General features: G+C 70.4%; 13 protein-coding genes. 3 read left to right on the top strand and 10 right to left on the bottom strand.

The window, feature by feature from the left end:
* Positions 1–45: 45 nt before the first annotated feature.
* From OG798_RS30520 to OG798_RS30500, 5 genes are all read right to left on the bottom strand, one after another.
* Positions 46–1,767, bottom strand: coding sequence for a uroporphyrinogen-III synthase (locus tag OG798_RS30520; RefSeq protein ID WP_095853254.1), 1,722 nt, complete (start codon positions 1,765–1,767; stop codon positions 46–48).
* Complete coding sequence (gene hemC / locus OG798_RS30515; protein WP_079064986.1) at positions 1,764–2,786, bottom strand: hydroxymethylbilane synthase; 1,023 nt, start codon at positions 2,784–2,786, stop codon at positions 1,764–1,766. Before hemC ends, OG798_RS30520 begins: the two co-directional genes overlap by 4 nt.
* Positions 2,783–4,552 carry a glutamyl-tRNA reductase gene (locus OG798_RS30510; protein ID WP_097225166.1) on the bottom strand — a complete coding sequence of 590 codons (1,770 nt, stop codon included), beginning with the start codon at positions 4,550–4,552 and terminating at the stop codon, positions 2,783–2,785. The genes hemC and OG798_RS30510 overlap by 4 nt, the downstream gene beginning before the upstream one ends.
* Positions 4,549–5,313 carry a redox-sensing transcriptional repressor Rex gene (locus OG798_RS30505; RefSeq protein ID WP_095853256.1) on the bottom strand — a complete coding sequence of 255 codons (765 nt, stop codon included), beginning with the start codon at positions 5,311–5,313 and terminating at the stop codon, positions 4,549–4,551. Before OG798_RS30505 ends, OG798_RS30510 begins: the two co-directional genes overlap by 4 nt.
* Positions 5,314–5,675: 362 nt before the next feature.
* Positions 5,676–5,975 carry a glutaredoxin family protein gene (locus OG798_RS30500; RefSeq protein ID WP_075033738.1) on the bottom strand — a complete coding sequence of 100 codons (300 nt, stop codon included), beginning with the start codon at positions 5,973–5,975 and terminating at the stop codon, positions 5,676–5,678.
* A 128-nt stretch (positions 5,976–6,103) separates the two neighbouring features.
* Here OG798_RS30500 and OG798_RS30495 point away from each other — a divergent pair, with 128 nt between their 5' ends.
* From OG798_RS30495 to OG798_RS30485, 3 genes are all read left to right on the top strand, one after another.
* Positions 6,104–7,054, top strand: a complete 951-nt coding sequence (locus OG798_RS30495; RefSeq protein ID WP_095853257.1) for an HAD family hydrolase — start codon at positions 6,104–6,106, stop codon at positions 7,052–7,054.
* Between the two features lie 588 nt (positions 7,055–7,642).
* On the top strand, positions 7,643–8,422 hold the full coding sequence (locus OG798_RS30490) for an ECF subfamily RNA polymerase sigma factor, BldN family (protein WP_054230018.1): 780 nt from the start codon (positions 7,643–7,645) through the stop codon (positions 8,420–8,422).
* A gap of 279 nt (positions 8,423–8,701) precedes the next feature.
* Positions 8,702–9,925 (top strand): DUF5667 domain-containing protein, encoded by a 1,224-nt coding sequence (locus OG798_RS30485; protein ID WP_267062529.1) that lies wholly within the window; start codon positions 8,702–8,704, stop codon positions 9,923–9,925.
* A 90-nt stretch (positions 9,926–10,015) separates the two neighbouring features.
* Here OG798_RS30485 and OG798_RS30480 read toward each other — a convergent pair whose 3' ends face one another.
* The 5 genes from OG798_RS30480 to OG798_RS30460 form a co-directional block, all read right to left on the bottom strand.
* Positions 10,016–11,098: a lysophospholipid acyltransferase family protein gene (locus OG798_RS30480; RefSeq protein ID WP_121415410.1), complete on the bottom strand. Its 1,083-nt coding sequence runs from the start codon at positions 11,096–11,098 to the stop codon at positions 10,016–10,018.
* Positions 11,099–11,112: 14 nt separating this feature from the next.
* Positions 11,113–12,174 (bottom strand): NAD-dependent epimerase/dehydratase family protein, encoded by a 1,062-nt coding sequence (locus OG798_RS30475; protein WP_121415411.1) that lies wholly within the window; start codon positions 12,172–12,174, stop codon positions 11,113–11,115.
* Between the two features lie 405 nt (positions 12,175–12,579).
* Positions 12,580–12,678: a 30S ribosomal protein bS22 gene (locus OG798_RS30470; RefSeq protein ID WP_003948845.1), complete on the bottom strand. Its 99-nt coding sequence runs from the start codon at positions 12,676–12,678 to the stop codon at positions 12,580–12,582.
* 165 nt (positions 12,679–12,843) lie between these two features.
* Entirely contained in the window at positions 12,844–13,056 is a 213-nt protein-coding gene (locus OG798_RS30465; protein ID WP_004984898.1) for a helix-turn-helix domain-containing protein, read from the bottom strand.
* A 129-nt stretch (positions 13,057–13,185) separates the two neighbouring features.
* A complete protein-coding gene (locus OG798_RS30460; RefSeq protein WP_095857871.1) occupies positions 13,186–14,001 on the bottom strand; it encodes a phosphatase in 816 nt (271 codons plus the stop codon).
* Positions 14,002–14,442: the final 441 nt, after the last annotated feature.

Here is a 14,442-nt window from a genome sequence, read left to right as displayed (position 1 = left end):
GGGGCCGAAGCCCTCATACCCCCTGCGCACACCTATGCCGCACGACTACGTCGTACGACGCCTCCGCGCCCCCGGCCGACGCTCACTCGGCCGAGTAACCGGATCCCCCGCCTCCGCGGCGGCGGCCCGACGCCGGAGACCGAAGTCCGCCAACGCCTCGGCCAGCTTGTGCACGGACGGCTCCGGAGCCATGACATCGACCCGCAGCCCGTGCTCCTCCGCCGTCTTGGCGGTGGCCGGACCGATACAGGCGATCACCGTCACGTTGTGCGGCTTGCCCGCGATGCCCACCAGATTGCGTACGGTCGAGGACGACGTGAAGAGCACGGCGTCGAAACCGCCCCCCTTGATCGCCTCCCGCGTCTCCGCCGGCGGCGGCGAGGCCCGTACGGTCCGGTAGGCCGTGACGTCGTCGACCTCCCAGCCCAGGTCGATGAGCCCCGCGACCAGCGTCTCGGTGGCGATGTCGGCCCGCGGCAGGAACACCCGGTCGATCGGGTCGAACACCGGGTCGTACGGAGGCCAGTCCTCCAGAAGACCCGCGGCCGACTGCTCACCGCTCGGCACCAGATCCGGCTTCACGCCGAAGGCGACCAGCGCCTTCGTCGTCTGCTCACCCACCGCCGCGACCTTGATCCCGGCGAAGGCCCGCGCGTCGAGCCCGTACTCCTCGAACTTCTCCCGCACGGCCTTGACCGCGTTCACGGAGGTGAAGGCGATCCACTCGTAGCGGCCCGTCACCAGGCCCTTGACCGCGCGCTCCATCTGCTGCGGAGTCCGCGGCGGCTCGACGGCGATCGTCGGCACCTCGTGCGGCACGGCTCCGTAGGACCGCAGTTGGTCGGAGAGCGAGGCCGCCTGCTCCTTCGTCCGCGGGACGAGCACCTTCCAGCCGAACAGCGGCTTCGACTCGAACCACGAGAGCTGCTCACGCTGAGCCGCGGCGGAACGCTCACCGACCACGGCTATCACCGGGCGCCCCCCGTCCGGGGACGGCAGCACCTTCGCCTGCTTCAGGGTCTGGGCGATGGTCCCGAGCGTGGCCGACCAGGTCCGCTGACGCGTCGTCGTACCGGCGATCGTCACCGTCATCGGCGTGTCCGGCTTGCGGCCGGCCGCGACCAGCTCGCCCGCGGCAGCGGCCACGGAGTCCAGCGTCGACGAGACGACGACCGTCCCGTCCGACGCCCCGACCTCGGTCCAGCACCGGTCGGAGGCCGTACGCCCATCGACGAACCGCACGTCGGCGCCCTGCGCGTCGCGCAGTGGCACACCGGCGTACGCGGGCACGCCCACGGCCGCGGCAACACCCGGCACGACCTCGAACGGCACGCCCGCGGCGGCGCAGGCCAACATCTCCTCGGCGGCGTACGTGTCGAGCCCGGGGTCACCGGACACCGCACGCACGACCCGCTTGCCGCCCCGCGCGGCCTCCATGACAAGATTGGCAGCGTCCCTCAACGCGGGGTCACCAGCGGTCGTTGACACGGCGTCAACAACCGCTAGTTGAGGCGTGCCTGTGCCCGGATACGTACTGGAAGACGTGCCCAAAGGCGTCCCCCCGTCCGTATTCGTACTCAGTACGGCGACGCCTTGTCTGGCATGGACGCGGACCATGTCGAGTACCTCGTACTCGGCGACGAGAACATCCGCGTTCGCCAGCGCCTCGACGGCGCGCAGTGTCAGTAGTCCCGGATCTCCGGGTCCGGCACCGAGGAAGGTGACGTGCCCGTGATCGGGACCGGCGGGAAGGGTGGTGGGGCTCAATGTGCTCGCTCCCCCATCAGACCGGCCGCGCCCTTGGCAAGCATCTCGGCGGCGAGTTCACGGCCGAGCGCCATTGCTTGGTCATGTGTCTCGGGCACGGGACCGGTGGTGGACAGCTGCACCAGCGTCGTGCCGTCGGTCGTGCCGACGACGCCGCGCAGGCGCATCTCCTTGACAATCTGCCCGTCGGCCAAAAGGTCGGCGAGAGCACCCACAGGTGCGCTGCAGCCGGCCTCCAGGGCGGCGAGCAGGGACCGCTCGGCGGTCACGGCGGCCCGGGTGAACGGGTCGTCGAGTTCTCCGAGCGCGGCGACGAGATCCGCGTTGTCCGCGGCACACTCGATCGCCAGTGCCCCCTGGCCGGGGGCGGGCAAAACGGTGTCGACGGACAGGAAGTCCGTCACGTCCTCTATCCGCCCGAGGCGGCCGAGGCCGGCGGCGGCGAGCACGACGGCGTCGAGCTCCCCGCTGCGTACGTATCCGATCCGCGTGTCGACGTTCCCACGGATCGGGACCGTCTCGATCGTCATCCCGTGGTTACGGGCGTACGCGTTCAGCTGGGCCATCCGGCGCGGCGAACCGGTGCCGACGCGCGCGCCGTCCGGAAGCTCCTCGAAGCGCAGCCCGTCGCGGGCGACGAGCACGTCGCGCGGGTCCTCGCGCAGCGGCACGGCGGCCAGCGCGAGCTCGTCGGGCTGCCCGGTCGGCAGGTCCTTCAGGGAGTGCACGGCGAAGTCGATCTCACCGAGCAGCAGCGCCTCGCGCAGCGCGGTGACGAAGACGCCCGTGCCGCCGATCTGGGCGAGGTGCTCACGGGAGGTGTCTCCGTACGTCGTGATCTCCACGAGCTCGACGGGCCTGCCGGTCACCTGGCTCACGGCCTGCGCCACCAGCCCGGACTGGGCCATGGCGAGCTTGCTGCGCCTGGTCCCCAGCCTCAGTGCCGCCTTCTCATCTGGTCGCCCTTGGGGCGCTCCAGCCTGCCCCTGCGGCGCACGTGGCTCACGTGGCTCACTCATGCTCGCCCTCGGTTCTTGGCGTTCTCGTTGTTGTTCTCGGCCCGCGAGACGGAGGCGACCGTCTCGGGGTCCAGGTCGAACAGGGTGCGCAGCGCGTCCGCGTACCCGGCGCCACCGGGTTCGGCGGCGAGTTGCTTGACCCGTACGGTCGGCGCGTGCAGCAGCTTGTCGACGACGCGCCGCACGGTCTGCGTGATCTCGCCCCGCTCCTTGTCGTCGAGGTCCGGCAGCCGCCCGTCGAGCCGCGCGATCTCGCTCGCGACGAGGTCGGCGGCCATGGTGCGCAGCGCCACGACGGTGGGGGTGATGTGGGCGGCCCGCTGGGCGGCGCTGAAGGCGGCCACCTCGTCGGAAACGATCCTCCGCACCTGGTCCACGTCCGCCGCCATCGGCGCGTCCGCGGACGCCTCGGCCAGCGACTCGATGTCGACGAGCCGCACGCCGAGCAGCCGGTGCACGGCCGCGTCGATGTCACGGGGCATGGCGAGGTCCAGCAGCGCGAGCACGGGCGCGGGCCGGGGGGCCTCGGCGACCGGCTCGGGCCTGCGGCGCTCGGGCACCCGGCCGACGGTGGCGACGGCCAGGACGAGCGCGGCGATGGCCTCGGCGTCGGCCTCCGGGTCGAGCACGGCCGCCCCACGCGGGGCACGGGCCGCGGCATCGCCCTTGTCCACCCAGGCCGCGTGCTGCTCCAGCTCGGCGGCGGCCATTCCGGCGACGGCGGCCTCGCCGAGCACGGAGAAGCCGGCCGTGCCCTGCACGGCGGACAGGTCGAGCGGACAGTCGTCGTCGGTACCGACACCGGTGGGAGCGAGCTGCGCCTGGTCGCCCACGACCGCGGACGACGCCGTGCGAGCGGAGCCGGCACCGCGCACGGCGGGCTTCACCGCCGGCTCGGCCGTGGCCACGGACTCTCCCGTACGTCCCGCCACGGCCGCCGCGACCGACTCGGCCGTCAGGACGAGCCCGGTGGCGCCGGTGCACGAGATGGCGATGTCGGCACGTGTCAGCTCGACCGGCACCGAATCCATCGGTACCGCGCGGGCCACCACGTCCGTGTCGCCGCCCTCGTTCTCGTTGAGGATCTGGGCGAGCCGCTCCGCGCGGTCCGGGGTGCGGTTGGCGATGACGATCTCGGAGACTCCGGCGCGCGCGAGCGTCGCCGCGGCCAGCGAGGACATCGAGCCCGCGCCGATGACGAGGGCCTTCTTGCCCTTGGCCCAGGCGTCAACGGCGGTGCCGGCCGACAGCTGCTGGAGGCCGAAGGTGACGAGGGACTGCCCGGCGCGGTCGATGCCGGTCTCGGAGTGCGCGCGCTTGCCGACCCGCAGCGACTGCTGGAGCAGGTCGTTCAGCAGCCGGCCCGCGGTGTGCATCTCCTGCGCGGTGGCGAGCGCGTCCTTGATCTGGCCGAGGATCTGCCCCTCGCCCACGACCATCGAGTCGAGCCCGCAGGCCACCGAGAAGAGGTGGTGGACGGCCCGGTCCTCGTAGTGCACGTAGAGGTGGGGGGTGAGCTCGTCGAGGCCGACCCCGCTGTGCTGGGCGAGCAGCGTGGACAGCTCGGCGACGCCCGCGTGGAACTTGTCCACGTCGGCGTACAGCTCGATGCGGTTGCAGGTGGCGAGCAGCGTGGCCTCGGCGGCCGGTTCGGCGGCGACCGTGTCCTGCAGCAGCTTGATCTGGGCGTCCGCGTTCAGCGTGGCCCGCTCCAGGACGCTGACCGGGGCGCTGCGGTGGCTCAGCCCGACGACGAGGAGACTCATGCCGGCATCACGGCGGGGATGTCCCCGTCAGGACCTTTGCCGTCGTCCTCCTGGGCGGCCTGGGCCACGGCGGCGGCACCGGCCTGGGCCTCGGCCTCCTCGCCGGCCTTGCGCTGCTCGTGGAAGGCGAGGATCTGCAGCTCGATGGAGAGATCGACCTTGCGCACGTCGACGCCGTCCGGGACGGACAGGACGGTCGGCGCGAAGTTGAGGATGGAGGTGACCCCGGCGGCGACCAGGCGGTCGCAGACCTGCTGGGCCACGCCCGGCGGGGTGGTGATGACGCCGATGGAGACGCCGTTCTCGTCGATGATCTTCTCGAGGCCGTCGCTGTGCTGCACGGCGATCCCTGCGACCTGCTTTCCGGCCATCTCCGGATCGGCGTCGATCAGCGCGGCGACCCGGAAACCACGGGAGGCGAACCCGCCGTAGTTGGCCAGCGCGGCGCCGAGGTTACCGATACCGACGATCACTACCGGCCAGTCCTGGGTCAGGCCCAGCTCACGGGAGATCTGGTACACGAGATACTCGACGTCGTACCCCACACCACGCGTCCCGTAGGAGCCGAGGTAGGAGAAGTCCTTGCGCAGCTTCGCGGAGTTGACCCCCGCCGCGGCCGCGAGCTCCTCGGAGGAGACCGTGGGTACCGAGCGCTCCGACAGTGCGGTGAGGGCTCGGAGGTACAGCGGAAGCCGGGCGACGGTGGCCTCGGGAATCCCTCGGCTGCGGGTCGCCGGTCGGTGAGTTCGGCCAGTTGCCACGGTGCTCCTGCGGGTAGCGCGGGGCTGCAGGCGGTCACACGTACCTAGACCGCCCCGTCGAATGCAGGCTATGTCTTTGTGAACGCGTGCACAAAGATGGTGTCCGATTTGCCCGGGCAACGTGACGGGCGTCACGCACTCCCGGCGCGCCCGTATGGAACCGGCGCGCACACCGCTTCGTTCCGCTCCTGAAGGGGGCAAAACCGCACACTCTCCTCAACGAACCCCGCCCCCGAGACCAATCGCCGTCGATCCTAGGCGACTTTCCGGACCCGTTGGACTCACCGGTCAGGACGGGGTCCGGACCCGATCACGGCACAATCCGGACGGAACACCAGGCCTCACCGCGCCACACCGCGCCGCTACGGAGCGAGGGCTTTACGCAGCCGAGCCTCGTCCACACGCCAGAAGGTGTGCTGCGCCCCGTCCACCAGCACCACGGGGATCTGCTCCCAGTAGGCACGGTGCAGCTCTTCATCCTCGGTGATGTCCTTGTGCTCCCAGGGGACCCCGAGATCCCCACACACCTTCTCCACCACTTCTTGTGCGTCATCACACAGATGACAACCAGGCTTCCTGATGAGCGTGACCAGCCGCTCCGAGGGTGCCTTCTGCGTCGTACGGCGCCCACCGCGCCGGAACATGGAACTCATACGGGTCATTCTCCCGCCACCCGCGCGGCCCGGAGGTGCCGGTCGGACCACTTCTTTAACGGCTCGGTCGCGGAGAGTTCACAGCCTCGCATCCTCTCGACTCCGGAAGCTCCGAACAAACTGGCTATGCTCACGACATGGCCGCTCTCGGATGGCTCACTCCCCGTAGGCGCTCCGCCACCGCGCGGAGCGTGTTGGCAGGCGAGGCCTCGGCAGAGGCAGCGCGCAAGTCCTCCCAGGAACTGGAGGAACTAGCCCACGACGCCGCGCCCGACGCCGACGCGCCCGACCAGGAACCGGAGTTCCCGGTCCTCGGCGACGAGAAGGCCGCGGCCTTCTTCGACCTCGACAACACCGTGATGCAAGGCGCCGCCCTCTTCCACTTCGGCCGGGGCCTGTACAAGCGGAAGTTCTTCGAGACCCGCGACCTCGCCCGATTCGCCTGGCAGCAGGCGTGGTTCAGGCTGGCCGGCGTCGAGGACCCGGAACACATGCAGGACGCCCGCGACTCGGCACTCTCGATCGTCAAGGGCCACCGGGTCTCGGAGCTGATGTCGATCGGCGAGGAGATCTACGACGAGTACATGGCCGAACGCATCTGGCCCGGTACGCGCGCCCTCGCCCAGGCCCACCTGGACGCGGGCCAGAAGGTCTGGCTGGTCACGGCGGCCCCCGTGGAGATCGCCACGGTGATCGCCCGCCGGCTGGGCCTGACCGGTGCGCTGGGCACGGTCGCGGAGTCGGTGGACGGCGTCTACACGGGCAAGCTGGTGGGCGAGCCCCTGCACGGCCCGGCGAAGGCGGAGGCGGTCCGCGCGCTGGCCAGTGCCGAGGGCCTGGACCTGTCCCGCTGCGCCGCCTACAGCGACTCCCACAACGACATCCCCATGCTGTCCCTGGTCGGCCACCCCTACGCGATCAACCCGGACGCGAAACTCCGCAAACACGCTCGTACGTTCGAGTGGCGTCTGCGGGACTATCGCACGGCCCGCAAGGCCGCGAAGGTCGGCATCCCCGCCGCGGCCGGAGTGGGCGCCGTGGCCGGCGGCACAGCCGCCGCCATCGCCCTCCACCGCCGCCGCCGCTGACCCCCGGGGCCACGCCCCGCATCCCCTGCGCGCCCATAGTTCTTCGACTACCGGCCGGTGGGGGCTGGTCGCGCAGTTCCCCGCGCCCCTAAAGACCTCCAGCCCGCCCTGCGTGCGAGGACAAGGCCACTCAGACCACTCAGGCCGATGGGGCGCCGGGGCACTGGGGCGCAGCCCCGTGCCCCAGGGGCGCGGGGAACTGCGCGACCAGCCCCCACCCACTCGTACCCGGAGAACCCACCCGGGGGTCTGGGGGCGGAGTCCCCAGGACACCCCGCCGGAAGTCGGCCAATCCCCTGTCCTACCCCCGTGGCCCCCCACCCAGTCACCCCACCCCCACACGGCCACAACACGCCCCGCGCCCAGACGGAAACCGAACCCATCCGATCAACAACCGGTCACTGTCCGGCACTTGATCAGGCGTCAATCGGTTACAGAAGCGACGTAATCGATGATTTGAGCAACTCGGTGTAGCGCTGCCTGTACGAAGCGTTATTCTCCTCAGACGCAAACCGGTACCCCTCCGTCGCTACGACGGGTGAACGGTCCCGCACTGCACGTGATGGAAGCTCTGCCTCTGGGAGTCCCGTGTACTCACACGTCGGGGTTGACGCCTCGGGCCTGGCTACGCTGCGCGCAACGGTCCTGGACCGCTTGCGCGGCTTCGTCCCCACCGCGTACGCCGTCCCCGCCCTCGCCGCCGTCCCCGCGCCCCTCGGTCCTTGCTACGCCCTGGCCGAGGGCAGCGCGGCGGTCGGCAGACGAGGCCGCTCAGGCTCGGCCGCCACGCCCACCGCACGCCGCCCGGCCGCAGACAGCGACAGCGCCCGGATGATGGATCTCGTCGAGCGCGCCCAGGCCGGCGAGGCCGACGCCTTTGGCCGCCTCTACGACCAGTACAGCGACACCGTGTACCGCTACATCTACTACCGCGTCGGCGGCAAGGCGACCGCCGAGGACCTCACCAGTGAGACGTTCCTGCGCGCCCTGCGCCGCATCGGAACGTTCACCTGGCAGGGCCGCGACTTCGGCGCCTGGCTGGTCACCATCGCCCGCAACCTGGTCGCGGACCACTTCAAATCGAGCCGATTCCGACTCGAAGTGACCACCGGCGAAATGCTCGACGCGAACGAGGTCGAGCGAAGCCCCGAGGACTCCGTCCTGGAGTCACTGTCGAACGCGGCCCTGCTCGACGCCGTACGACGGCTCAACCCTCAGCAGCAGGAGTGCGTCACCCTGCGCTTCCTGCAGGGGCTGTCGGTCGCCGAGACCGCCCGGGTGATGGGCAAGAACGAGGGCGCGATCAAGACCCTCCAGTACCGAGCCGTCCGCACCCTGGCACGGCTCCTCCCGGACGACGCCCGCTGAAAGCTGAAACCCGTACGAACACCGGCCCGTACGAACGCCCCCGCGATCCCACACACTCAGCGACGCTCAACTCACCCTCCGTGAAAGTCCGTTGACTTCACGGTCCGATCATCCGTCGTCCGTAACCCAAGTGCCGCGACGCTCGTTGTGCGGGATACAGGCTCCCTGTGGTCACGACCCGGCCATCGCCGATCACTCGATCGTGTGGATGCGCTCGGGGCGTGCAACCCTCAGGACCCCCTGGGGAGTCGACCGTCTTGACGAGAGGAGGTGCCGCCAGTGATCGCGAACGTATCGGCACACCGGCGGGCGAACGCCTTCGCCCAGGCCCTGGAGGACCAGTCCGACCAGGGCACGGCGGCCGAGCAGCCCGATGGATCGGCACCGTCCCAGGCTGCTTCGGAACAGACTGAGCAGGGCCTGCTGTTGGCCCTCGCCACCGGTCTCGGCGAGCTGCCCAAACCGGAGCTGGACCCCGAGGTCAAGGTCGTGCAGCGAGCACAGCTCGTGGCAGCGATGGAGGCCATGCTGCTGGAAGGCACCGCCGCGGGGGGCGAAGGTCCGGACCGTTCCGTGCCCGAGCAGCGCTCGCACCGGGCACGGGGCGCACACCGGGCGACCGGACTGGGGAAGCTGCGACCGCGTTCGCGTTTGTCCAAGGGCCTGGCCGCGGGCGGGCTCACCGTGGGCGTGGCCGCGGGAGCCTTCGGCGGCGTGGCAGCCGCCAGCTCCGACGCCCTGCCCGGTGACTCGCTCTACGGGCTCAAACGAGGCATGGAGGACATCAAACTCGGCCTGGCCCACGGCGACAGCGACCGCGGCGAGCTCTACCTCGACCAGGCGTCCACACGCCTGAGCGAGGCCCGCCGGCTGATGGAGCGTGGCCGCTCGGGCCCCCTCGACCACGAATCCCTGGGCGAGATCCGCCGCGCCCTGTCAGGCATGCAGCACGACGCCTCCGAGGGCCACCGCCTGCTGTACGAGGCGTACGAGCGGGACGGTTCACTGGGCCCCATCCAGGCCCTGTCCGCCTTCGCCCAGTCGCACCGCGAGGCCTGGGGCGCACTGCGCGACCGGCTGCCCGTCCAGCTCGGCGACGTCAGTCAGCAGGTCTCGTCGGTGTTCGCCGCCATAGACGAGGAGGTCGACCCGCTGCTCCCGGGCACCCCCGCGAAGGAGGGCACGGGCCGTCACCGGGGTGCCAGTTCGGACGCCCCCGGCTCATCGTCCGGTACGGACCGTCCGGCGCCCAGCGCCAGCAGCGGCTCCACCGCCGGCAGCCACAGCAGCGGCAAGCCGAAGCCGTCCAGCTCCAGCAGCACCGGCGAGGGCCTGCTCGGCGGCACCACGGGCGGTCTCCTGGACCCGCCCAAGGACACCACCAGCTCCTCCCCGTCGGCCGGCAAGTCCACCCCGACGAGCGGCGGCCCGGACGTCACCCTGCCCCCGCTGCTGCCCGGTCTCCTGCCGGGCCTGGGCATCGACAGCGAGGACAGCAGGTAACACCGCGACGTGGCTGGGGGCGCCCTTCTCAGGAAGGGCGCCCCCAGCCACGTACGTCCATCGCCGACGGAACATCCGGCCGCATGTCCGTCAGAAGAAGACCGACCGACGCTGCACCAGCAGCTTGTACAGCGTGTGCTGGATCTGCTCCCTGACCTGGTCCGTCAGGTTGAACATCAGCATCGGGTCCTCGGCGGCCTCCGGCGGATAGCCGTCCGTGGGGATCGGCTCGCCGAACTGGATCGTCCACTTCGTGGGAAGCGGGACGGCGCCCAGCGGACCCAGCCACGGGAAGGTCGGCGTGATCGGGAAGTACGGGAAACCCAGCAGCCGCGCCAACGTCTTCGCGTTGCCGATCATCGGGTAGATCTCCTCCGCGCCGACGATCGAGCACGGAATGATCGGGGCGCCCTGCCGCAGGGCCGTCGACACGAACCCGCCCCGGCCGAAGCGCTGGAGCTTGTAGCGCTCGCCGAACGGCTTGCCGATGCCCTTGAAGCCCTCCGGCATCACACCGACCAGCTCGCCGCGCTCCAGGAGCCGTTCGGCGTCCTCGGCGCAGGCGAGGGTGTGGCCGGCCTTGCGGGCCAACTCGTTGACCACCGGCAGCATGAACACCAGGTCGGCCGCGAGAAGGCGCAGATGGCGGCTCTCGGGGTGGTTGTCGTGGACGGCGACCTGCATCATCAGGCCGTCCAGCGGGAGGGTGCCCGAGTGGTTGGCGACGATCAGCGCGCCGCCGTCGGTCGGGATGTTCTCGATGCCCTTCACCTCGACCCGGAAGTACTTCTCGTACAGCGGCCGGATCAGGGACATCAGGACCTGCTCGGTGAGCTCCTGGTCGTACCCGAAGTCGTCGATCTCGTAGTCACCGGTGAGGCGCCGGCGCAGGAAGGCGAGGCCACCGGCGACGCGCCGTTCCAACCCGCCGCTCACCCGTGCCTGTGACGTCGACGGCGCGTCGTTCGGCGTCGACGGCTGAGGCTGCTGTTCCTCACGCGTCACAGGAACATCATCCTGCGGGAAGGTCCGGCCGGGCAGGGGCTGGACCTCACGTACCACCACGGGATCGCCCTTGCGCCGGCTCCCCGCGGCCCGCCGCCGCGGCGGGCGCTGCACAGCACCCCCGCGCGACCGGTCGTCGTCGAACGGAATGACCTTGGCGTCCGCCATCGTCGATGCGCTCCTCAGTTGGCGCTCAGTGTCGGGGGGTGGCCGCCACCCACGTAACGCAGCGCGGCGATCCGGTCGACGGCCCCCGCGAGGGCCTCGGGGGGCAGGAGTCCGGGCCCCCGGCTGCGTGCGAAGTCCGCGAAGGTCTCCGCGGTCGAGTATCTCGGTTTGTAGCCCAGCGTCTCGCGCATCTGGTTCGTCGACACGACCCTGCCGTGGGTGAGCAGCCGCAGCTGCTCCGGCGAGAAGTCCGTCACGCCCAGGGTACGCACAACCGTGCCCGCCCAGCTGAGCGCCGGCAGCAGCAGAGGCACCGTGGGGCGGCCCAGGCGTCGAGCGCACTGCGAGAGCAACAGGACGCCGTCTCCGGCGATGTTGAAGGTGCCGCTGTTGAGCGTGCCGCGCTGCGGATCGTGCGAGGCGATCCGCAGCACCTCGATCACGTCGTCCTCGTGCACGAACTGCAGCCGCGGGTCGTAGCCGAAGACGGTCGGCAGCACCGGCAGCGCGAAGTACGAGGCGAGCGGCGAGTCGGCGCTCGGCCCGAGGATGTTCGCGAACCGCAGCACACACACGGCGACGTCGGGCCGCCGCCGCGCGAAGCCACGCACATACCCCTCGACCTCCACCGTGTCCTTCGCGAAGCCGCCGCTGGGCAGCGACTTGGGCGGGGTGGTCTCGGTGAACACGGCAGGATCCCGCGGCGCGGACCCGTAGACGTTCGTACTGGACTTCACGACGAGCCGCTTGACCGACGGGGACTTCTGGCAGGCGCCCAGCAGCTGCATGGTGCCGATGACGTTGGTCTCCTTGACCGTCGTCCGGCTGCCACCGCCCAGCGCGATGCCCGTCACGTCCATGTGGACGACCGTGTCGACGGAGTGCTCGGCGAGCACGCGGGCGATCGTGGGCTGGCGGATGTCGGCCTGGACGAACTCGGCCTCGCCCAGATGGTGCTCGGGCAGCACCGCGTCCACGGCGATCACCCGGTCCACCTGAGGGTCACGCTGGATCCGTCGTACGAACCGGCCTCCCAGCTGACGGGCCACTCCGGTGACGAGCACGACCTTCCCCAAGATCAGCGCCTCTCTTCCCGTTCTGGACGTGAGCCGACGTAGCTCTGCTCGTACCCTGCCGTGTTCCCCGTGTGCCCCAACCTAGCGGGTTGATGTTGCGCTGTGATGACCGCCCGATGCACGAAGTGACGACAGCCACGAACGTACGATCAGACCAAGCCACCCGGCACATGGGCGTATGCACAGCATCGCCCTCCGGGGCCCTCGCGCAGGAGACGCGCGCCCGCTCCCCACGGAAAGTACCCGCTCTGGGCGAAAGCCGCCGCGACGGCGGAGGCCGGTACGCCGAAAGCCTGGCCGGAAAACGGCTGTGGCCCCCCACCGGCCGGTGGGGGGCCACAGAGCGCGCCGTTCGCAGCGCTCGCACAAGCGCAAGGACGAGCCCCGGCGATCCGGGGCACGGTCTTACTTCTTGTTGCGACGCTGAACGCGAGTGCGCTTGAGCAGCTTGCGGTGCTTCTTCTTGGCCATCCGCTTGCGCCGCTTCTTGATAACAGAGCCCACGACTACCCTCGCTCACTTCTCTTTACTCGGTGCTGGGCTGCATGGGCCCACACGACCTATGAGGGGCCAGCCTACCCGTCCGAGCGCTGAGGTCGTAATCGAGGGGATCCGAGTGGATTCCCGAGGTGACCACAAGGGCCTCTCGGGAACCCCTCGAAGCAACCGTCAGGCTGTCTCCACCCCCACATAGCTCTCGCGGAGATACTCGTGAACCGCTTGCTCCGGCACCCGGAAGGACCTCCCCACCCGGATCGCCGGCAGATGACCGCTGTGCACCAAGCGGTACACGGTCATCTTCGACACTCGCATCACCGAGGCGACTTCCGCCACGGTAAGGAACTGAACCTCGTTCAGAGGCCTCTCGCCAGCTGCAGCCATGACACACCTGAACCTTCCGCACTCGACGGCCACCGGCTTCCCCTTCCGGTGACTCTTCGTCGTTGCGTGCTCACTCCCCAATGTAGGGGCGGGTGATGCGAGTGGGGAAGAGGAGATGGCATCGGCCGCCTACTGTGACAGACACGCTCGATTGAGTACATAGCGAGTAAGCGGTCGGTAGTAATCAGACCGCACAGCGTCATCAAGCGGAACGACGACGGACACCCGCCCCTCTGCCTCTCCGACGAAGAGCGCAGGATCGTCCGTATCGGCCAGCCCCATGGCCTCGAACCCCAGCTGACCTGCTCCGCAGACCCAGCCGTGGTCCCCGATGACGAGTTCCGGGAGCGGCCCGCCACCCTCCGCGGCGGCCGCCAGAACCGTCCGAACCGGCAGCGGTGAGTGGGTATGTGCGCCGGTCGCACCACCGGGGGCTTGCGTGCCGGGTTCGCGTACCAGCGCGACACCTTGTACGTAGTCAAGGTTGTACGTGCGTAGGCCGAACCGGGTCGTTATGTCGACAGAGCTACCCTGCGCGGGGGTGAGGACGGTACATCCCGCCGCCGACAGGGCGTCCGCAAGGGCGGCGTAGAAACCGAGCAGACGGTGCGGGTGACCGGTCCCGAGGAGTACCGGCTCACGCTTCCGGGCCGCCGTTCCGAGTCGCGCCGCGAAGGAATCCAGCGCGACCAGAGTCCGCTCGGGGTCGATCACATCATGCCCACTCGTGTGCGTCGGATCGGCCGAAACTCCACACTTGTCGGCCATCAACTCGATCAGATCCCGCTGCTCCCACGTCCACTCGGGATCGAGCCCGAGCAGCACACGGGGATCGCGGGCCGCGAAAAGCCGATAACTCCGCAGACTCTCCTCACGCGAGGTGGCAACGGGCCCGGCCAACCGGGCCGCCAGCAGGTGCGCACGTAATGCTCCGGTGCTCAACACGACAGCGATGCTGACGCACACACCCCCCCTTCACCCCGAATTTCCCGAAAACGCCCCACACTTGGCGTAATGCACACTCTGGCCCCCTATCCCCCGACAGAGCCCCATCCGGGGCACGGGAGCCCGGCCTCCGGGGGGCGGGGCGAAGCCCCGCGGAGGGCAGGCTGCGGGGGTGCGGGGGCGGAGCCCCGCGGGGTGCAGGGATCCGGGGCGCAGCCCCGCAGGGGGTGCGGGGATCCGGGGCGCAGCCCCGCAGGGGATCCGGGGGCGCAGCCCCGCAGGGATCCGGGGGTGCAGCCCCGCAGGGATCCGGGGGTGCAGCCCCGCAGGGATCCGGGGGTGCAGCCCCGCAGGGGTGCAGGGGCGGAGCCCCGCAGGGGTGCAGGGGCGGAGCCCCGCAGGGGTGCAGGGGCGGAGCCCCGCAGGGGTGCAGGGGCGGAG

Origin of the sequence: Streptomyces sp. NBC_00271 (genome assembly GCF_036178845.1) — a bacterium.
Lineage (GTDB): Bacteria > Actinomycetota > Actinomycetes > Streptomycetales > Streptomycetaceae > Streptomyces.
Note: the sequence above shows the minus strand (reverse complement) of the source record. Positions and strands in the feature narration are given on the sequence as shown.

Coding starts and splice junctions, on each gene's coding strand:
- OG798_RS30495 (WP_095853257.1), top strand. CDS start 6,104: ATGGCCGCTCTCGGATGGCTCACTCCCCGTAGGCGCTCCGCCACCGCG.
- OG798_RS30465 (WP_004984898.1), bottom strand. CDS start 13,056: ATGGCTGCAGCTGGCGAGAGGCCTCTGAACGAGGTTCAGTTCCTTACC.
- OG798_RS30510 (WP_097225166.1), bottom strand. CDS start 4,552: ATGAGTCTCCTCGTCGTCGGGCTGAGCCACCGCAGCGCCCCGGTCAGC.
- hemC (WP_079064986.1), bottom strand. CDS start 2,786: ATGAGTGAGCCACGTGAGCCACGTGCGCCGCAGGGGCAGGCTGGAGCG.
- OG798_RS30500 (WP_075033738.1), bottom strand. CDS start 5,975: ATGACCCGTATGAGTTCCATGTTCCGGCGCGGTGGGCGCCGTACGACG.
- OG798_RS30480 (WP_121415410.1), bottom strand. CDS start 11,098: ATGGCGGACGCCAAGGTCATTCCGTTCGACGACGACCGGTCGCGCGGG.